The sequence below is a fragment of the Zoogloea sp. LCSB751 genome (assembly GCF_002028455.1).
Lineage (GTDB): Bacteria > Pseudomonadota > Gammaproteobacteria > Burkholderiales > Rhodocyclaceae > Zoogloea.
This window is the reverse complement of record NZ_MWUM01000011.1, coordinates 84874-104607: the sequence shown is the minus strand read 5'-3', so window position 1 is coordinate 104607 and position 19734 is coordinate 84874. Positions and strand designations below refer to the sequence as shown.

Below are 19734 nucleotides of genomic sequence, written 5' to 3'. Positions count from 1 at the left end.
CCGGCGCACTTGCGGACTTCGGTCGCGGATCAGGCCTTGCGGGCGGCGCGGATCTGCTTCAGCACTTCACGGGCGGCCGCCGGAATCGGGGTGCCCGGTCCGAAGATGCCGGCCGCACCGGCCTGGTACAGCGCGTCGTAGTCCTGGGCCGGAATCACGCCGCCGACGAAGGTGATGATGTCATCGGCGCCCTGATCCTTGAGGGCCTTGATGACGGCCGGCACGAGAGTCTTGTGGCCGGCGGCGAGACTGGAACAGCCCACCGCATGCACGTCGTTCTCGACGGCGTGACGGGCAGCTTCTTCCGGGGTCTGGAAGAGCGGGCCGATGTCGATGTCGAAGCCCAGGTCGGCGAAGGCGGAAGCCACCACCTTGGCGCCGCGGTCGTGGCCGTCCTGGCCGAGCTTGGCGATCATGATGCGCGGGCGGCGGCCTTCCTCGGTGACGAAGGCGTCGATGTCGGCCTTCAGGGCCTGCCAGTCTTCGTTGCCTTCCACCACCGAGTTGTAGATGCCGGTGACGGCCTGCGGGTTGGCGCGATAGCGGCCGAAGACCACTTCCAGCGCATCGGAGATCTCGCCCACGGTGGCGCGCAGGCGCACGGCCTTGACGGTCAGGTCGAGCAGATTGCCGTTGCCGCTCTTGGCGGCTTCGGTCAGGGCGGCCAGCGCGGCATCGACGGCGGCCTGATCGCGGGTGGCTCGGATGCGCGCCAGGCGCTCGATCTGGGCTTCACGCACGACGTGGTTGTCGATGTCGAGAATGTCGATCGGGTCTTCCTTGGCCAGCTTGTACTTGTTGACGCCGACGATGACGTCCTTGCCGGAGTCGATGCGGGCCTGCTTCTCGGCGGCACACTCTTCGACCTTCATCTTGGCCCAGCCGGATTCGACCGCCTTGGTCATGCCGCCCATCGCCTCGATCTCCTCGATCAGGGCCCAGGCTTTGTCGGCCATGTCCTGGGTCAGCTTTTCCATCATGTAGGAGCCGGCCCACGGGTCCACCACGCTGGTGATGTGGGTTTCTTCCTGGATGATGATCTGCGTATTACGGGCGATACGCGCCGAGAACTCGGTCGGCAGCGCGATGGCTTCATCCAGCGCGTTGGTGTGCAGGGACTGGGTGCCGCCGAACACCGCCGCCATCGCCTCGATGGTGGTGCGCACGACGTTGTTGTACGGATCCTGCTCGGTCAGCGACCAGCCGGACGTCTGGCTGTGAGTCCGCAGCATCATGGACTTCTGGCTCTTCGGCTCAAACTGCTTCATGAGACGCCACCACAGCATGCGCGCGGCGCGCATCTTGGCGATCTCGAGGTAGAAGTTCATGCCCACCGCCCAGAAGAAGGACAGGCGGCCGGCGAAGGTGTCCACGTCCATGCCCGACTTGATGCCGGTGCGCACGTACTCGACGCCGTCGGCCAGCGTGAAGGCCAACTCGATGGCCTGGTTCGCGCCCGCTTCCTGGATGTGGTAGCCCGAGATCGAGATGCTGTTGAACTTGGGCATGTTGGCCGACGTGTACTGGAAGATGTCGGCGATGATCTTCATCGACGGCGTCGGCGGGTAGATATAGGTGTTACGGACCATGAACTCCTTGAGGATGTCGTTCTGGATGGTCCCGGACAGCTTGTCCTGAGAGACGCCCTGCTCTTCGGCGGCGACGATGTAGCCGGCCAGGATCGGCAGCACGGCGCCGTTCATGGTCATGGAGACGGAGATCTTGTCGAGCGGGATCTCGTTGAAGAGGATCTTCATGTCCTCCACAGAATCGATGGCCACGCCGGCCTTGCCGACGTCACCCACTACGCGGGGATTGTCGGAGTCGTAGCCGCGGTGGGTGGCCAGATCGAAGGCCACGGACACGCCCTGACCGCCGGCGGCCAGCGCCTTGCGGTAGAAGGCGTTGGAGGCCTCGGCGGTGGAGAAGCCGGCGTACTGGCGGATGGTCCACGGACGGGCCGCGTACATGGTGGCCTGGGGGCCGCGCAGGAAGGGCTCGAAGCCCGGCAGCGTGTTGGTGTACTTAAGGCCTTCCAGATCGGCAGCCGTGTACAGCGGCTTGACCGTGATGCCTTCCGGCGTCACCCAGTTCAGCTTGGCGACATCGCCTTCGGGGGCCGACTTGGCGGCAGCCTTGTTCCAGGCGGCCAGATCAGGTTGCGGGAAGGTCGGTTCGGTGTTGTTCGCCATGGCTTTTCTACCCTCACGTAGCTGAGCTGCTTGGTGCAGCCCTTGGTAATTAGTGACGCCAGTACCGGCCGTGACCCCTGGTCACGGCCGGCTGCCGTGTCCCACGCAGGGAAGTTTTCTCCCTCCCTCTGTTTTTGTGGCCCGCCGGCCTTTCGGCGACGGATCCGCACAAGGGTTTCATCCTGCGCAGGAACTTGACTTGCTGTCTTGTAGATAATACTTTATCCATAATTATGGATGCAACAACTGCCGACAACACGCTGACGAAACTTTCGACCGAACCCATGAACGCCGGCCGGATCGCCCCCCTCGCCCTTTACCAGGAAGTCGCGGAACGCCTGCGCCAGCGCATCTTCTCCCACGAACTGCCGCCCGGCACATGGGTGGATGAGCAGGCTCTGGCGAGCCAGTATGGCATCTCGCGCACACCGCTTCGTGAAGCTTTGAAGGTGCTGGCCTCCGAAGGTCTGGTGACGCTCAAGCCGCGCCGCGGCTGCTACGTGACAGAGATCTCCGAACGCGATCTGGACGAGATCTTTACCGTCCTGTCCTTGCTTGAGGGCCAGTGCGCCGTCAACACCGTACACAAGGCCAGCGACGCCGACCTGAAACGGCTGGCCGCCATCCACCAGGATCTCGAACGCGCGGCGACGGCCAACGACATCGACGGTTTCTTCGAGGCCAACCAGGCCTTCCACCAGGAAGTCCAGCTGATCGCCGACAACCGTTGGCTGACCCAGGCCATCACCGATCTGCGCAAGGTCATCAAGCTGTCACGCCACCACTCGCTGTTCATCGAAGGCCGGCTGGAACAGTCCCTCGCCGAACACCGCACGATCCTCGACGCGCTTGGCCGGCGCGACGCCGCCGCCACCGAACTGGCCATGCGCGAACACATCTTCAGCGGCCGCGCAGCCCTTGCCAAGCTCGCCCACCGGGACAAACCCGCCTGAGCAGGTCCAGACCGGGAGCCAGCCAAGAGCTGCCCCACCCCGCAACCTGACCTACGTCCTGTGACCTGACCTACCCTGTGGGAGCAAATTCATTCGCCCGCGGACGCTGATCGACCGCTGTGCATCGATGCGCTCCTCAGGGCGAATGAATTCGCCCCCACCGCCCCCCACACACAATCTCCCCCTGCGCCCCCACATTGCCCCCGCGCAACTCCCGCAGCTCCCGCGCCCCTCTCCGCAATGCATCCCATAACGGACAAACCCCCGACCGGGCGAGCCCGGACGGGGGTTTGTCGTTTCAACCCGGCGCCCCGCAGGGCGCCACAGCATTAGTGGGCGCTGGCTTCAGCGGCACCGAAACCGGTCTGGGCACGCACGTACTGGTCGTCGAACTGGGCGCGTTCGGCCTGGGCCTCGGCGCTGTTGTCGAGCTTGGAGATGATGATCGTCACCAGGAAAGCCAACGGCATGGAGAACAGGGCCGGCTGATCGTACGGGAACAGCGCCTGGGCATTACCCAGCACGGTGACCCACACGGACTTGGACAGCAGCACGAACAGCACCGCGGCAACGAGGCCGACGTAGCCGCCGATCACCGCACCGCGGGTGGTCAGACCCTTCCAGTACATGGAGAGGATCAGCACCGGGAAGTTGGCGGAGGCGGCAATACCGAAGGCCAGCGCGACCATGAAGGCCACGTTCATCTTCTCGAAGGCGATGCCGAGCACGATGGCCACGATGCCGAGGCCGACCGAGGACAGCTTGGAAACACGCAGTTCCTCGGTCTCCGTGGCCTTGCCCTGGCGGATCACGCGGGCGTAGATGTCATGGGAGATCGCTGCCGCGCCGGCCAGCGCCAGACCAGACACCACCGCCAGGATGGTGGCGAAGGCCACCGCCGACAGGAAACCCAGCAGCAGGTTGCCGCCCACCGCCTTGGCCAGGTGCATCGCCACCATGTTGCCGCCGCCGATGATCTTGCCGGCGATGTTGCCGCCTTCGAAGAACTCGGGATTCTGGCCGACGATGATGATCGCCGCGAAGCCCATCAGCAGGATCACGTTGAAGAAGTAAGCCACGAAACCGGATGCGTAGAGCACCGACTTGCGGGCTTCCTTGGCGTTGGTCACGGTGAAGAAGCGCATCAGGATGTGCGGCAGACCGGCGGTGCCGAACATCAGGCCGAGACCCAGGGACAGCGCGGTGACCGGATCCGGCAACAGGGAGCCGGGGAACAGGATCTTCTCGCCCAGGCTATGCACCGAGATGGCCTTGGTCATCAGGTTCTCGAAGCTGAAGCCGAACTGGGACATGGCGAGGATCATCACCAGCGTCCCGCCGGCCAGCAGCATGCAGGCCTTGATGATCTGCACCCAGGTGGTGGCGACCATGCCGCCGAAGGTCACGTAAACCATCATCAGCGCGCCGACGACGAACAGCGCGATGGTGTAATCCAGACCGAACAGCAGCTTGATCAACTGGCCGGCACCGACCATCTGGGCCACCAGGTAGAAACAGACCACGGTCAGCGAGGACACCGCCGCCATCGTCCGCACCTTGTTCTGGTTGAGGCGGTAGGACGTGATGTCGGCAAAGGTGAACTTGCCCAGGTTGCGCAGGCGCTCGGCCATCAGGAACAGGATGATGGGCCAGCCGGCGAAGAAGGCGATCATGTAGATGTAGCCATCGACGCCCTTGGAATACACCATCGCGGTGAGGCCCAGCAGGGTTGCCGCCGACATGTAATCACCGGCGATCGCCAGGCCGTTCTGGAAACCCGTGATGCCGCCGCCGGCGGTGTAGAAGTCGGCCGCCGACTTGGTGCGCCCAGCCGCCCAGTAGGTGATCCCGAGGGTCATCGACACGAACAGCACGAACATCCCGATGGCGTGCAGGTTGAGGGGCTGCTTCTCGGTGGCGGAAATCGCGTCGCCCGCAAAGGACAGGGCCGGCGCCAGCAGGCCCAGCAGCAGAACATTCAGACGGGCCAGCATCACTTCACCTCCTTGGCGGCATCGCGGACGATTTCGGTGGTGATGTCGTCAAACTCACCGTTCGCGCGCTTTACGTAAACGGCAGTCAACACCCAGAAAAAAATGAACATGAACAGTTCGGCGGCAATGCCGACCGTCACGTAGGAGCCTTCGGACAGGCGCTGGCCGATCACGTTAGGCGTGAAGGCCACGACCATGAAGAAGCCGTAGAAGATCGTCAGGACGACCACCGACAGCAATGTGGCAAAACCCTGGCGCTTCGAGACCAGCTCGGCGAAGCGCGGGTTGCTCCGGATGCGTGCGTAGACCGCACGTTGAGATGAAGTGCTCGACATGAATTCCCTCCCTAGAGAACGTCAGTGGATGCGGCGCGATCTGCCTGTTGGTGTTGTAATGCAGTGATCGGTATGGCTATTTTAGTGTGGCGCCTCGGTGGACGAAGCCGCGCCATTACTTCGCCCGATGCGATGATATAACATATATATGACTCCATACCACAACGTACGGCGGGTTTCTTGCGCACTGCAACACAAACATCCCGCTCCACTATGGAAACCCCAATGCCAGGCGAAATCCTCTTCAGCCAGGATGGCGGCGTCGCCACCCTGACCCTCTCCAACCCCGACAAGCTCAATGCCGTCGATGCCGGCATGTGGCGCGGCCTGCACGCCCGCATGACGAGCGTAAACGCCGACCCGGACGTACGCTGCGTGGTGCTGCGCGGCGCCGGCGACAAGGCCTTCGCGGCCGGCGGCGACATAGAAGAATTCCTCACCGTACGGGCCACCGTCGACGACGCCCTGCACTATCACGAGGAACTCGTCGCCGCCGCCCTCGACGCCGTGCGCGCCTGCCCGGTGCCGACCGTGGCGATGATCCGCGGCGCCTGCGTCGGCGGCGGTCTCGAGATCGCCGGCTGCTGCGACATCCGCATTGCCGGCGAGTCGAGCCGCTTCGGCGCGCCGATCAACAAGCTGGGTTTCTCGATGTATCCCGGCGAAATGGCCGGCCTGCTGGAACTCGTCGGCCCGGCGGTGCTGCTCGAGATCCTGCTCGAAGGCCGCATCCTGGGCGCCCGCGAGGCCCTTGCCAAAGGCCTGCTGACCCGTGTGGTGGACGATGAGGAAGTGGAGGCGGAAGCCCTCGCCACCGCCGGGCGCATCCTCAAGGGCGCGCCGCTGGTGGCACGCTGGCACAAGCAGTGGGTGCATCGCCTGATGCAGGGCCAGTCCCTCGGCGACGCAGAAAAACGCGCCGCCTTCGACTTTCTCGCCACCGAGGACTACCAGGAAGGCCTCGCTGCCTTCCTCGCCAAACGCGCGCCCGTCTTCAAAGGGCGCTGAGCCCCATCCCGGTCGTGGCGAACACCCCGTTTCGCTGCGACCAAGTACCCTGGTCGGGAAACTTTCCTTGCACATTGTCTGTCACGCTTGGGGCATAGGCGATTAACATACCGCCCGGCACTCCCCAGCAGACACCCCCCGCACGACCGCCCCGCGCCCCACAAAGCCGTCCCAGCCCTCCGGACGGCATGTCGTCATTGGCGGCGTGCGCCAGCACAAGGAAAAACAATGGCATATCTCTCGTGGTCCCCCGACCTGGACACCGGCATCCTGGAGATCGACAACCAGCACAAGCAGATCATGGACTTCATCAACCGCCTGCACGACGCACGGCAGCATGCCGATCGCCTCGGCGTCATCGCAGTAGTGGACGACCTGGTGGAATACACCCTGTCCCACTTCGCCTTCGAGGAATGCCTGATCGAGGATGCCGGCTACGAGTTCGTGCGCGGCCACAAGAAGGTGCACGAACTCTTCGTGCGGCGGGTCAGCGGCTTCCACGAGCGCCTGAAGAAGGGAGAGGACATTTCCCACGAGCTGCACAGCCTGCTGCACCGCTGGCTGTTCAGCCACATCCGCCATGACGACCACGCCTATGTCGCCGCGGTCCGCCCGCAGATGAAGGCCCTGGCCGAGGAAAGGTCCCCGGAAGGCTGGTTCAGCCGCTCATTGAAGCGCTTCTTCGGCTGATCCGGATACCCGGGCGAATGAATTCGCCCCAACGGAAAAACGGCATCCCGCGGCGCCTCGCGCCCACGCGGATCGGCAGCCGCCCACCCTTACCCCAGCACCGTGTGCAGCATCTTCAACGACAGCAGCACCAGCAAGCCGGCGAAGATCTTCTTCAGCGTTGCTACGGGCAGGCGGTGGGCCAGGCCGGCGCCGACCGGCGCGGTGAAGGTGGACACCAGACTCACCAGCACCAGCGCCGGCAGGTTCACGAAGCCCACCGTCCATTCGGGCAGGCCCGGTGCCCCCCAGCCATTGATCAGATAGCCCAGCGCGCCGGCCAGCGCGATCGGCAGGCCGATCGCCGCCGAGGTGCCGATGGCGTTCTGCATTTTCACGTTGCACCAGGTCATGAAAGGCACCGACAGCGAGCCACCGCCGATCGCCACCAGCGCCGAGATCCCGCCGATCACCCCGCCGACCCCGGCCAGCCCGGCCGGTCCCGGCAGCTCGCGGGACGGCTTCGGCTTGACGTTGAGGATCATTTGCACCGACACATAGGCCATGAAACAGCCGAAGAAAATCGCCAGCGGTGCCGTCGCCACCCGCGACGCGATGAAGGTACCGCCGAAGGTGCCGGCCAGCACGCCCGGGGTGATGCCCTTCACGATGTCCCAGCGCACCGCACCGTGGGCGTGGTGGGCGCGCAGGCTGGAGATGGAGGTGATCACAATGGCCGCCATCGACGTACCGAGGGCCACATGCACCAGATGCTCGCGCGGAAAGCCCTGGGCCGCGAACAAGGTCGTCAGCATCGGCACCATGATGCCGCCGCCGCCCACGCCGAGCAGTCCCGCAAAAAAGCCGACACCGGCCCCCAGGGCCAGGTAGGCCGCCAGCCATTCGATTCCCATTGTTCGATTCAGTCCGTCAGATCCGTCGCGCCGAGCAGTTGCCCGACGATGAAACGCCACTCGGCCGGCTCCACCGGCGTGATCGACAGCCGGTTGCCGCGGGCGAGGACGCGCATGTTCTCCAGTTCCGGCTGGCGGCGCAACTCGGGCAAACCCACAAGCCGCGTCTTGCGCACGAACTGCACGTCCACATGCAGCCAGCGCGGCTGCTCCGGCGTGGCCTTGGGGTCGTAATAGCGGCTGGTCGGGTCGAACTGGGTGGCGTCCGGATAGGCCGTGCTGGCCACCCGCGCGATGCCGGCGATCCCCGGCTCGGCGCAGCCGGAATGGTAGAACAGCACGCCATCGCCGATCTGCATGCCGTCACGCATGAAATTGCGCGCCTGGTAGTTGCGCACCCCATACCACGGCACGGTCTGCTCCGGCCGTTTCTGCAGATCGTCGATGGACACATCGTCCGGTTCGGACTTCATCAGCCAGTAACGCATTGGACTTCCTCCCACGAACGGCGCTGAAAACCCCAATCTTAGAGCCGCCAGACGGACGGCGCCCACCCCGCTGGCGACGACGCACCCATAAGTCATGGCGTAGCTTGCCAGACACGCCCCTCCGGGCCAGAGTAGCGGACATCACGACCCACCAGGCCCACGGGAGACCAAACATGGGGCGCCTCCGACTGTTCGCCGTCATTCCGCTGCTCATGCTGTTCAGCTTCGTCATGGCCCTCTCCGTCACCGTGGCGCCGGCCGGTGCAGCAGCGCCCTCGGGCCGGACGATCACCGCAACGCCCGCGGAGGACGAGGGCGCCGACCTGGTCCTTCTCAACCGGCCGGTGGTGCGCTTCCGCGGCAGCCTGCTGGGCGCCACGCCCCAGCAGCGCGCCAGGCGCGGCGAGAACAACCTCGCCGAACTGCTGCAGCGCGGCGGCGACGACACGGTGAGCACCCGCCCCACCGAACTGGGCAACATCGTGCTGGTCGGCGGCCAGATGGCCTTCGTGCTCACCGAGGGCGATGCCGACCGGCTGGCCGGCCAGACCCTCGCCACCCTCACCGACGCCACCGTGGCCCGACTGCGCCAGGTCATCGCCGAATCGCGCGAAAGCCGCGACAGCGAAGCTCTGCTCAAGGGGCTGAGCCTCGCCGTGCTGGAAAGTGGGGTCGCGCTGGCCCTGCTGGCCGGCCTCACCCGCCTGCACCGCTGGGTCGGCGCACGCCTCCTCGCCGCGGTGTCACGCCAGGCCGAGCGCCTGACCCTGGCCGGCACCGAGCTGATCCGCGGCGACCGCATCCTGGCCATCGTACGGAGACTGGTGAACGCCCTCTACGGGTTCCTGCTCACGGTGCTCGTCTATGCCTGGCTGGGCCAGGTACTGGCCCGCTTCCCCTATACCCGTGCCTGGGGCGAACAGCTCAACGGCTACTTCCTGGGCATCGCCGCCGGCTTTGCCGACGGCATCCTCTCCACGCTGCCCAATCTATTGGTCGCCGCGCTGATGTTCCTGCTCGCCCGCGGCGTGGTCGGCCTGCTCCGGCCCCTGTTCGACCACGTCAGCAGCAGCGGCAACCGCATCGGCTGGCTCGACCGGGACACCGTCGAACCGACCCGCAAGATCGCCAACCTCCTGATCTGGGTCTTCGCGCTGGTGATGGCTTACCCCTACCTGCCCGGCGCCCAGACCGAGGCCTTCAAAGGCATGTCGGTGCTGATCGGCCTGATGGTCTCGCTGGGTGCCTCCAGCATCGTCGGCCAGGGCGCCAGCGGTCTCATCCTGATGTATTCACGCACCCTGCGCAGTGGCGAATACGTGCGCATCGGCGAACACGAGGGCACCATCGTGGCCCTCAACCTGTTCACCACCCGCCTGCGCACCGGCCGTGGCGCCGAGATCACGCTCCCCAATTCGCTGATCGTCGGCAGCGCGACCCACAACTACTCCCGTACCGCCGGCGGCGCCAGCTTCGCACTCGACACGACGGTCAGCATCGGCTACGACACCCCATGGCGCCAGGTGGAAGCCCTGCTGATCGAAGCCGCCCTGCGCACCCCGGGCGTTCTGCAACAGCCCGCCCCGCGGGTCTTCCAGACCGCCCTGTCGGACTTCTATCCCGAATACTGCTTGGTCGTGCAAGCCAGTCCCGCCGGCCCCAGCCCCCGCGCCGAAGTGCTCAGCCGCCTGCACGCCCACATCCAGGACGTCTTCAACGAATACGGCGTACAGATCATGTCGCCCCACTACATCGACGATCCGGCCAGCGCCAAGCTGGTACCCAAAACCCGCTGGGCACCGCCGCCCGCAGCCGGGTCCGGCCCCTAAAGCGCCTGGGGTATCATCGGGGCCTGCCTGCTTTTCCCCCGCCGATACCCCCTGGAGCCCGTCATGAACACCCCTGTCGAACGCCGCAAGAACCTCAGCCTGCGCGAGCTCGTCGACAAGGCCTACGTCCTCATCGAACCCTTCTTCGATCCGGCCAACGCCTGGAACGGCCAGACCCTCGAACACCTGGCCTACCGCGTGGTGCGCGAACAGCTGCCCGCCATCCCGCCCCAGGACGTGCAGATCATCGTCTCCGTCGCCACCCGCATCTACCGCAGCAAGCACGGGCCACAATGACGCGTCTGTACCCGCTGCTGTTCGTCGTGCTGTGGAGCACCGGCTTCATCGGTGCCAAGTACGGCCTGCCCTACGCCGAACCCCTCAGCTTCCTGTGCGCCCGCTACGGACTGGTGATCCTGCTGATGGGCCTGTTCGCCGTCGCCACCCGCGCGCCGTGGCCGCGGGAACCGCGCCAGTGGCTGCACATCGGCGTCAGCGGGGTGCTGGTCCATGCGATCTATCTGGGCGGCGTGTTCACCGCCATCCGCCACGGCCTGCCGGCCGGCATCACCGCGCTGGTGGTCGGTCTGCAGCCGCTGCTCACCGCCCTCGGCGCCGGCGCGCTGCTCGGCGAAAAGGTCTTGCCGCGCCAGTGGGCCGGCCTGGCCCTCGGCTTCGGCGGCGTCGGGCTGGTGGTCGCCCACAAGGTGGCCGCTGCGGCCGGCACGCCCGAGCTGGCCGCCATGCTGCTGCCAGCCATCGTCGCCCTCCTCGGCATCACCGCCGGTACCCTCTACCAGAAGCGCTTCTGCCCGGCCTTCGACCTGCGCACGGGTTCGGTGATCCAGTTCCTGCCCACCCTCGCCCTGTCGCTGCTGGTCGCCAGCCAAACCGAGACGATGCACATCGACTGGAGCGCCCAATTTGTCTTCGCGCTGCTGTGGCTGGTACTCGTGTTGTCGGTCGGCGCAATCAGCCTGCTCAACCTGCTGATCAGGAGCGGCAGCGCAGTGAACGTGGCCAGCCTGTTCTACCTGACGCCGCCGACCACTGCGCTGATCGCCTGGGCCGCCTTCGGCGAGACCCTCACCGGCCTGGCCCTGGCCGGCATGGGCCTGACCGTCTTCGGCGTGTGGCTGGCCCGCAAGTGAGGGGCCGGTGAGGATCAACGGACCGTCCGCCTCGGCCAACGTCGCGACACGCATCCTCGGCATCGATCCGGGCCTGCGCAGCACCGGCTTCGGTCTCATCGACACCCTTGGCAATCAGCTGAGCTACGTAGCCAGCGGCTGCATCAAGACCGGCGAAGGCAGCCTGCCGGAACGCCTGAAGATCATCCTCGACGGCATCCGCGAGGTGATCGCCACCTACAAGCCGGACCAGGCCGCGGTGGAAATCATCTTCGTCAACGTCAATCCCCAGTCCACCCTGCTCCTCGGCCAGGCCCGCGGCGCGGCGATCTGCGGCGCGGTGTCGTGCGACCTGCCTGTGGCCGAATACACCGCGCTGCAGGTCAAACAGGCCGTCGTCGGCCACGGCAAGGCAGCCAAGGAGCAGGTCAGCCACATGGTCCAGCGCCTGCTCGCCCTCGAAGGCGCTCCCTCGTCGGACGCCGCCGACGCCCTCGCCTGTGCAATCTGTCACGCCCACGGCAGCCGCGGACTGGCGGCGATGGCCGGCATCGGTACGCGCAAACGCGGCAGCCGCCTGACAGACTGACCATCTGGCGCACCTCACCGCCGACACGGCGCCCCACACCCCACATGGCAGAAAATCGCTTGGAATCCGCATAAAGACATTGTGATTTTTATCACAGATGCCATAGTGAAGGCGTAAGAGGGCTTCGCTCTTGGCATAGGGACGGCATAGATCGCCCCGCCGGAAAGGGAGGGGGGATGCGACGATGATCGATGTTTCGCTCAAGTTCCTGGTCGACGAGGCCAATGCCTACCTGCAACGACGGCTCAATTCGGATTTCGGCAAGGTCGAACTCGGCGCCCTGGTCGATGACAAGGGCAACTGGCAGGCAACCAAGGACAGCGTCCGCCTGACCCTGTTCCAGATTGAGGAGGAGCGCCACGCCCGCGCCCAGGTTCCGCAGCAGGTCATCGTGGACGGCCGCAGCGTAAGCCTGCCGCCGCCGCTGGCGATCAATCTGGTCGTCCTCTTCGCCGCCAATTTCACCACCTACAGCGAAGGCCTGCGCCAGCTGTCCCTGCTGCTGACCTTCTTCCAGGCCCACCCGCTGTTCACGCCCGCCGACTATCCGGCGCTACCGCCAGGCGTCGACCGCTTGGCCGTGGAGCTGGTCAATTACAGCCCCGAGCAAGCCAACCAGATGTGGACCTGCCTCGGCGCCAAGCACCTGCCGTCGGTGGTCTATCGCATCCGCATGCTGGTCCTGCAGGACCAGGAGCCCGGCGCCACCGGCACGCCGATCCTCGATATCCACACCCACGCAGGCCTGCGATGAACAGCGCCTTCCGCCGTCTATGGACGGTGGCCGTCAGCCATGATTTCCGCGGCGGCCCCTGCGACGACCTGGCCTTCGTGGTGCCGCCGGCCACCCGCGACGCGCTGGCCGGCATGCACGCGCTGGTACGCGAGCGCGACGGTGTGCTGCATGTGCTGATCGCCGTGGACGAGGACGGCAACCCGCTCGGCGACTGCGTCGGGCGCCGCCTGTTGTTCGGCCTCGCGCCACGCAACCCGAGCTTCACGCAGTACACCCAGCTGCCGGCCCTGCCGCCCGACGAGACGCCGCTGTTCGCCAACGAAGCCGCCGCCAATGCCCTCGACACGGCGCCCCGCGGCGTCGAACTGGCCGGCCCCGCGCCGGCCATCGTGCCGCGCCTGGCCGCCCGCCCGCTGGATCTGACCATCACCCGCCCGGACGGCACGCCGCTGGCCGGCGCCCGCCTCGGCCCGGCGGACGCCAGCTGGGTTTTCCGCGGTGCCGACGCGGGCGAGTTCGTCGTCAGCGAGAGCGCCGCCGGCGGACTCTCCGCCAGCCGCCGCCTGCTCATCGAGCCCGGCCTCGCCGCCGATCCGCCGTGGGGCGTGTTGAGCCTCACCGCCAGCGCCGCCCACGTCGCCAACGGCCAGGCCTTCACGCTGGCCTTCAGCGCCGGCAGCGCGCTGCTGCGCTACTACGTGGTGGTCAAACCAGCCAGCGACGCGGACTTTGCCAGCATCCTGGTGGAAGACCACGGCGCCACCGGCGACGGCCGCCCGCCCATCGCCTTCAACCGCCTGCTGCCGCCCTTCGGCGGCGACCGGCTCGCCCCGGCCCTGCTCGACCCGGGCGGAACCCGCAGGATCGTGCTCTTCGAAGCCCAGACCCCGGTCGCCCGGCGCGCCGCGGGACCGCACGGATTCGAGCTGCACCGCAACGGCGAGGTGCTCATCGGCAACCTGCCGCAACCCGGCGCCGAACGCAGTGACGCCCAGTTCGTCGTCCACCTGAGATAAGAAACCTAGGAGAGGAGCGAAGCCGCCATGCCCACCTACCGCACGCCCGATGTGTACGTCGAAGAGATTTCGGTGTTTCCCCCCTCGGTCGCCGAGGTGGAAACCGCGGTGCCCGCCTTCGTCGGCTACACCGCCCTGGCCACCCGCCTCACCGCCGGCGACCTGAAGAACGTGCCGACGCGCATCACCTCACTGCTCGAATTCGAGACCCTGTTCGGCGGCGCGCCCGAGCTCGACCTCGACCATGTGGACCTGGACGCCGGCAACCGCTTCGTCAGCGCCACGCTGGCCGCCACCAACACCAAGTACCTCTACGACAGCCTGCGCCTGTTCTTCGACAACGGCGGCGGCAAGGCCTGGATCTGCTCGGTCGGCAAGCACACCGACGCGGTGGACAAGACCCAGCTGATCGCCGGCCTGGCGCGCATCGCGACCGTGGACGAACCGACCATCCTGCTCTTCCCCGACGCCGCCGGCCTGCCCGCCGACGACCTGGCCGCCGTGCAGATGGCGGCCCTCAACCAGTGCGGCAAGCTCGGCGACCGGGTCGCCGTGCTCGACACCCGCCTCGCCACCGACAAGACCGGCCACACCGCCGTGGTGGAAGAGCTGCGCAACCGCATCGGCATCAACAGCCTCAAGTACGGCGCCGCCTACGCGCCGTGGCTGAAGCTCAACTACCCGAAGAACGTCGGCTACGCCGACATCAAGAGCAAATTGAAAAAAGGCGGCGTGGCGGTCACGCTGAACGCCCTCACCGGCGACGCGGGCATCGTCGCGCTGCTACAGGGCCTCGACCAGGCATTGGCCGACCTAGCCGGCCTACCGGCCCGCCATGCCACCGTCAGCGGCGGCGCCGACAAGGCCATCTCGGACACCTTCGGCACCACCCTGCTGGCCTACCTGGCCACCCCGGACGCCGGCCACATGCAGGACCTGTTCGCCTTCGTCTACAAGATTGCCCCGCTGGTGGACGGCATGGCGGCCGGTGCCGGCGCCTTCACCCATGCGGGCCTGAAAGGTGACGCCGGGCGGGCCATCACCCACAGCTTCATCCCGGCGATGACCGAACTGATCGCCCTCGAACGGGAACTCGACGGCAAGCTCGACGCCGCCTATGTGGCCCAGTACACCGCCATTGGCGCCCTCACCACCGCCGGCTGGGCAACCCTGTTTGCCGCCGACGCACCGCCCGCCTCCACCACCGCGATCAGCGGCGCCAACGACGCGGCCCGCCAGGCCGGCGCGCAGGCGGCAATCCAGCGCATCTTCGGCACCCTGTCGTCGGCACTGGCCAACCTCGACGACGCGGCGGGCGCCTACGCCGCCAACACCGAGGCCAACCTGCTCGACAGCTTCGCCACCTACCGGGACATCGTGCGCGGCGTGAACAACACCCTCACCTTCTGCCCGCCGTCCGGCGCCATCGCCGGCATCTACGCGCTGGTGGACGGCCAGCGCGGGGTCTGGAAAGCCCCGGCCAACGTCAGCCTGACCGGCGTCATCGCCCCCAGCTACGCGCTGGACAGCGACGACACCGACAACCTCAACGTGGACGCCACCGCCGGCAAGTCGGTCAACGCAATCCGCAGCTTCGTCGGCAAGGGCACGCTGGTATGGGGCGCCCGCACGCTCGCTGGCAACGACAACGAATGGCGCTACGTGTCGGTGCGGCGCTTCTTCAACATGGTCGAGGAGTCGGTCAAAAAATCCACCTACTGGGCGGTCTTCGAGCCCAACGACGCCAACACCTGGGTCAAGGTGCGCGGCATGATCGAGAGCTACCTCACACAAAAGTGGCGCGAAGGCGCGCTGGCCGGCTCGACCACCAAGGACGCCTTCTTCGTGCGCTGCGGGCTCGGCACCACGATGAGCAGCCAGGACATCCTGGAGGGCCGCATGTACGTGGAAATCGGCATGGCGGTGGTCCGTCCGGCCGAATTCATCATCCTCAAGTTCTACCACAAGCTCCAAACGTCCTGATCGGCACCGCCGGGGCTCTGCCCGCCTGAAGCACGCCCTGGCCCGCCCGCATCCCGCCACCGAATGCGAAAGGAACCGACATGCCTGCCCAGTATCCCCTGCCCGTCTTCCACTTCACCGTCCAGTGGGGCGGCACCCGTATCGGCTTCTCCGAGGTCACCGGCCTGACCCAGGAAAACCAGGCCATCGAGTACCGCGACGGCTCCTTCCCCGAGTACTCGTCGATCAAGATGCCGGGGCTGCGCAAGTTCAGCAACGTCACCCTCAAGCGCGGCATCGTCAAGTCGGACAACGACTTCTTCAAGTGGCTGTCGACGATCAAGCTCAACACCGTCGAGCGCCGCGACCTCACCGTCAGCCTGCTCAACGAAAGCCACGAGCCGGTGATGGTGTGGAAGGTGCACAACGCCTTCCCGGTCAAGGTCGAGGGGCCGCAGCTCAAGGCCAGCGCCAACGAGGTGGCCATCGAGTCCATCGAGCTGGCCCACGAAGGCCTCGAACTGCAGAACGAGTGAGCGCGACCGGACCACGCCGCTGAGGCCCCGCCATGTACACGCCCCCCGTCGGATTCCATTTCAAGGTGGAAGTCCTCGGCCTTGCCCGCGCCGTCGATGACGACGTGCGCTTCACCGACGTGGGCGGCCTGTCGCTCGAGGTCGCCACCGAGGAGGTGCCGGAAGGCGGCGAGAACCGCTACATCCAGCGCTACCCGGTGCGCAGCAAGTACCCCGACCTGGTCCTCAAGCGCGGCCTGCTGAAGGACTCGGCGATCTGGGAGTGGATCCGCGACGGCATCGAGAACCTCGACATCAAGCCCAAGAACGTGGACGTCAAGCTGCTCAACGACAGGCACGAGCCGCTCGTCACCTGGCACCTGGTCGGCGCGTGGCCGGTGAAGTGGTCGGTCAGCGACCTGTCCGCCAGCGCCAACGCCATCGTCGTCGAGAGCCTGCAGCTGGCCTACCAGTACTTCACCGTGGACAAGTCCTGAAACGGAGTCCGTCATGCCCATCATCGTCGATGAAGTGGTGATCTCGGTGGAAGTCGGCAACGCCGAATCCGGCGGTGCGGCCAGCCCGCCGCCGGCGCAGCTCGACAAGCAGGCCCTGATCGCCGAATGCGTCGCCCAGGTGCTGGAGATCCTGCGCCAGCAACAGGAGCCCTGAGCCATGCCGGAACGCGGACAGCTCGAGCACCTGCGCATCGAGGCCTACTCCAAAGCCGACTACAGCGGCGCCGCCATCGGCAGCTTCGAGGCCTATGTGAACCCGGCCGAGATCACCCTCGCCTACGAGATGGAGTACGACAGCGGCCAGGGCAGCGGCACCACCGGCAGCCGCATGGACTTCAAGAAGGTCAAACCGGGCGACCTCAACCTGGTGTTCTTCCTCGACGGCACCGGCGCCAACGGGCGGCCCCTCGACGTACAGCAGAAGGTCGAATCCTTCCAGACCGTCACCGGCTACAACGGCGACATTCACCGCCCCAACTACCTCAAGGTGATGTGGGGCCGCATCCAGGTGAAGCGCTGCGTCCTCAAGAGCGCGTCCATCGTCTACAAGCTCTTCAAGCCCAGCGGCGTGCCGCTGCGGGCGGTGATCACCGCCGTCTTCACCGACAACTCGGACGACCAGACCCGCGTCGCGCTGGCCCAGGACGCGTCCCCCGACCTGACCCACGTGCGCATCGTGCACGCCGGCGAAACCCTCGCCGCGCTGTGCACCGCGATCTACGGCGATCCGCGCTACGCCCCCGGCGTGGCACGGGCCAACGGCCTGGACGGTTTCCGCCAGCTGCCGGCGGGCACGCGCGTGGTCTTCCCGCCCCTGGAGAAGTGAAATTTCCCCCGCCCGCACCCTCCCCATCGCCGCGGAACACCGGGAGTTCACCATCAAGGTGGGCGGCAACCCCGTGCCCCGCAGCCACCAGCTGCTGTCGGTGAGCGTGGTGAACACCGCCAACCACATCGCCTTCGCACGCCTCGCCTACCAGGACGGCAGCGCCTCCGGCGGCGACTTCCCGCTCAGCAACGACGCGCTGTTCGCCCCCGGCGCCGAGGTCGAGGTGCTGGCCGGCGCCGGCAATCAGCCCGACCTGCTGTTCAAGGGCCTGGTGGTGCGCCAGCGCCTCAAGGTGCGCGAAGGTTCGCCGCCGCAGCTGCTCGTCGAATGCCGCCACGCTGCCACCAAGATGAGCCTCAAGCGCCACGGCGCCACCTACCTGGACATGACCGACGGCGACGTGATTAGCCAGCTGTGCTCCGACGCCGGCATCAACATGACGGCTGCCAGCACCACGGTGAGCCACAAGCACCTGGTCCAGTACGACTGCACCGACTGGGACTTTCTCGTCACCCGCGCCCAGGCCAACGGCCAGCTGGTGCTGACCCGCGGCGCCGACCTGGAAACCCGCGCGCCGGACGCCAGCGCCGCCGCCGTGGCGAGCCTCAACTACGGCGCCACGCTGCTCGAATTCGACGCCGAGGTGGACGCCCGCCAGCAGACCCAGGCCGTCAAGACACTGACCTGGAGCGCCGCCGACCAGGCCGTCCACACCCTCGACGCCAGCCCGCCGTCCTTCAGCGGCCCCGGCGACCTGAAGCCCGACGACCTCGCCGCCGCGATGGGCGTGGACGCCCTCGAACTGCGCCACGCGATGCTGCCCGACGCCGAGGCCACCGCCGCTGCCGACGCCCGCTTTGCCCACGCCCGCCTCGACCAGGTGAGTGGCCGCGCGATGTGCATCGGCCTCGGCCAGGTCCAGCCCGGCGACGTGGTCGAGCTGGCCGGCGTCGGCCAGCATTTCAGCGGCAAGGTGCTGGTCACCGGCGTACGCCACGAGATGGACACCGTGCAGGGCTGGCGCACCCACCTGCAGTTCGGCGGCGTACCGGAAGACCCGGCCCGCCGGGAACGCCTCGAAGCCCGCCGCAGCACCAGCCTGCTGGCGCCGACCCACGGCCTGCAGATCGGTGTGGTCACCGACAACGAAGACCCGGAAAACGAGTTCCGCGTGCGCGTGCGCCTGCCCCTCGTCGATCCGGCCAGCGACGGCGTGTGGGCGCGGGTCGCTGCCGGCGACGCCGGCGACCAGCGCGGCGTGATGATCCGCCCGGAGATCGGCGACGAGGTGGTGGTCGGCTTCCTCGACGACGACCCACGCGCCGCGGTGATCCTCGGCATGCTCCACAGCAGCGCCAAGGCCGCGCCGCTCACCCCGAGCAACGACAACCACGAGAAAGTCTTCGTCAGCCGCAGCGGCATCAAGCTGCACATCAACGACGACAAGGTGGTGCTGACCATCACCACCCCGGCCGAGCAGCAGCTCATTTTCGACGACGACCAGGGCTCGGTGCTGCTGAAGGACAAGAACGGCAACAGCATCAAGCTCGACAGCGACGGCATCACCGTCGAGAGCGCCAAAGCCCTCAGCATCAAGACCGGCACCGACACCAAGCTCGACGTCGGCGCGGCCGGCGAGATCAAGACCGCCGCAGCCCTCGACATCAAGGCCGGCGCCGCCCTCAAGCTGGAAGGCAGCGGCGGGCTGGAAGCCACCACGCCGGCCATCGCCAAGCTCAAGGGTTCGCTGGTGCAGATCAACTGAACGCACGCCCGAGGACACCATGCCCAATGCAGCCCGCGTCACCGATCTGAGCGTCCATGGCGGCACCGTCACCGGCCCCGGCGTACCCACCGTGCTGATCGGCGGCATACCCGCCGCCGTGCTCGGCGACCTGCACAGCTGCGTGATCCCGCCGCCGCACCCGCCGGTGACCCCCTTCGTGGCCGGCAGCGCCACCGTGCTGATCGGCGGCAAGCCGGCCCTGCGGGTCGGCGACAGCTGCGGCTGCGGCGCCAGCCCGGCGATCGGCGAACCCACGGTGCAGATCGGCTGA

21 protein-coding genes are annotated in these 19734 nt (G+C 66.9%); 16 read left to right on the top strand and 5 right to left on the bottom strand.

Going from position 1 to position 19734, the window contains the following annotated elements:
- Nucleotides 1–29: 29 nt before the first annotated feature.
- Nucleotides 30–2192 (bottom strand): methylmalonyl-CoA mutase, encoded by a 2163-nt coding sequence (scpA, locus tag B4920_RS14045; protein WP_079435329.1) that lies wholly within the window; start codon nucleotides 2190–2192, stop codon nucleotides 30–32.
- Nucleotides 2193–2476: 284 nt separating this feature from the next.
- Here scpA and B4920_RS14040 point away from each other — a divergent pair, with 284 nt between their 5' ends.
- On the top strand, nucleotides 2477–3145 hold the full coding sequence (locus B4920_RS14040; RefSeq protein ID WP_079435328.1) for a GntR family transcriptional regulator: 669 nt from the start codon (nucleotides 2477–2479) through the stop codon (nucleotides 3143–3145).
- Between the two features lie 329 nt (nucleotides 3146–3474).
- Here the strand turns inward: B4920_RS14040 and B4920_RS14035 are convergent, their stop codons facing one another.
- Nucleotides 3475–5139, bottom strand: a complete 1665-nt coding sequence (locus tag B4920_RS14035; protein WP_079435327.1) for a cation acetate symporter — start codon at nucleotides 5137–5139, stop codon at nucleotides 3475–3477.
- The gene (locus tag B4920_RS14030; protein ID WP_079435326.1) at nucleotides 5139–5474 is read right to left on the bottom strand and encodes a DUF485 domain-containing protein; all 336 of its coding nucleotides are present in this window, start codon (nucleotides 5472–5474) and stop codon (nucleotides 5139–5141) included. Before B4920_RS14030 ends, B4920_RS14035 begins: the two co-directional genes overlap by 1 nt.
- A gap of 225 nt (nucleotides 5475–5699) precedes the next feature.
- Here B4920_RS14030 and B4920_RS14025 point away from each other — a divergent pair, with 225 nt between their 5' ends.
- Nucleotides 5700–6482: an enoyl-CoA hydratase/isomerase family protein gene (locus B4920_RS14025; protein ID WP_079435325.1), complete on the top strand. Its 783-nt coding sequence runs from the start codon at nucleotides 5700–5702 to the stop codon at nucleotides 6480–6482.
- Nucleotides 6483–6710: 228 nt separating this feature from the next.
- Entirely contained in the window at nucleotides 6711–7172 is a 462-nt protein-coding gene (locus B4920_RS14020; RefSeq protein WP_079435324.1) for a bacteriohemerythrin, read from the top strand.
- Between the two features lie 89 nt (nucleotides 7173–7261).
- Here B4920_RS14020 and B4920_RS14015 read toward each other — a convergent pair whose 3' ends face one another.
- A complete protein-coding gene (locus B4920_RS14015) occupies nucleotides 7262–8065 on the bottom strand; it encodes a sulfite exporter TauE/SafE family protein (protein WP_079435323.1) in 804 nt (267 codons plus the stop codon).
- 8 nt (nucleotides 8066–8073) lie between these two features.
- Nucleotides 8074–8553, bottom strand: coding sequence for an EVE domain-containing protein (locus tag B4920_RS14010; RefSeq protein ID WP_079435322.1), 480 nt, complete (start codon nucleotides 8551–8553; stop codon nucleotides 8074–8076).
- A 173-nt stretch (nucleotides 8554–8726) separates the two neighbouring features.
- On the opposite strand from B4920_RS14010, the gene B4920_RS14005 reads away from it, so the two are divergent.
- From B4920_RS14005 to B4920_RS13950, 13 genes are all read left to right on the top strand, one after another.
- Entirely contained in the window at nucleotides 8727–10382 is a 1656-nt protein-coding gene (locus B4920_RS14005; protein WP_088179465.1) for a mechanosensitive ion channel family protein, read from the top strand.
- 63 nt (nucleotides 10383–10445) lie between these two features.
- Nucleotides 10446–10679, top strand: a complete 234-nt coding sequence (locus tag B4920_RS14000; protein ID WP_079435321.1) for a hypothetical protein — start codon at nucleotides 10446–10448, stop codon at nucleotides 10677–10679.
- Nucleotides 10676–11533 (top strand): DMT family transporter, encoded by an 858-nt coding sequence (locus tag B4920_RS13995; protein WP_079435320.1) that lies wholly within the window; start codon nucleotides 10676–10678, stop codon nucleotides 11531–11533. Before B4920_RS14000 ends, B4920_RS13995 begins: the two co-directional genes overlap by 4 nt.
- 13 nt (nucleotides 11534–11546) lie before the next feature.
- On the top strand, nucleotides 11547–12101 hold the full coding sequence (gene ruvC / locus B4920_RS13990; RefSeq protein WP_079435378.1) for a crossover junction endodeoxyribonuclease RuvC: 555 nt from the start codon (nucleotides 11547–11549) through the stop codon (nucleotides 12099–12101).
- A 184-nt stretch (nucleotides 12102–12285) separates the two neighbouring features.
- Nucleotides 12286–12855, top strand: coding sequence for a DUF4255 domain-containing protein (locus B4920_RS13985; protein ID WP_079435319.1), 570 nt, complete (start codon nucleotides 12286–12288; stop codon nucleotides 12853–12855).
- A complete protein-coding gene (locus B4920_RS13980; RefSeq protein WP_079435318.1) occupies nucleotides 12852–13853 on the top strand; it encodes a hypothetical protein in 1002 nt (333 codons plus the stop codon). The genes B4920_RS13985 and B4920_RS13980 overlap by 4 nt, the downstream gene beginning before the upstream one ends.
- Before the next feature lie 27 nt (nucleotides 13854–13880).
- Entirely contained in the window at nucleotides 13881–15836 is a 1956-nt protein-coding gene (locus B4920_RS30760; RefSeq protein WP_079435317.1) for a phage tail sheath C-terminal domain-containing protein, read from the top strand.
- 80 nt (nucleotides 15837–15916) lie between these two features.
- Complete coding sequence (locus B4920_RS13970; RefSeq protein WP_079435316.1) at nucleotides 15917–16351, top strand: phage tail protein; 435 nt, start codon at nucleotides 15917–15919, stop codon at nucleotides 16349–16351.
- Between the two features lie 32 nt (nucleotides 16352–16383).
- Nucleotides 16384–16827, top strand: a complete 444-nt coding sequence (locus B4920_RS13965) for a phage tail protein (RefSeq protein ID WP_079435315.1) — start codon at nucleotides 16384–16386, stop codon at nucleotides 16825–16827.
- 13 nt (nucleotides 16828–16840) lie between these two features.
- On the top strand, nucleotides 16841–17002 hold the full coding sequence (locus tag B4920_RS29750; RefSeq protein ID WP_173862666.1) for a DUF5908 family protein: 162 nt from the start codon (nucleotides 16841–16843) through the stop codon (nucleotides 17000–17002).
- Between the two features lie 3 nt (nucleotides 17003–17005).
- Nucleotides 17006–17674 (top strand): hypothetical protein, encoded by a 669-nt coding sequence (locus B4920_RS13960; protein ID WP_079435314.1) that lies wholly within the window; start codon nucleotides 17006–17008, stop codon nucleotides 17672–17674.
- Between the two features lie 73 nt (nucleotides 17675–17747).
- Nucleotides 17748–19442: a type VI secretion system tip protein VgrG gene (gene vgrG, locus B4920_RS13955; protein WP_079435377.1), complete on the top strand. Its 1695-nt coding sequence runs from the start codon at nucleotides 17748–17750 to the stop codon at nucleotides 19440–19442.
- 19 nt (nucleotides 19443–19461) lie between these two features.
- Complete coding sequence (locus B4920_RS13950; RefSeq protein ID WP_079435313.1) at nucleotides 19462–19734, top strand: PAAR domain-containing protein; 273 nt, start codon at nucleotides 19462–19464, stop codon at nucleotides 19732–19734.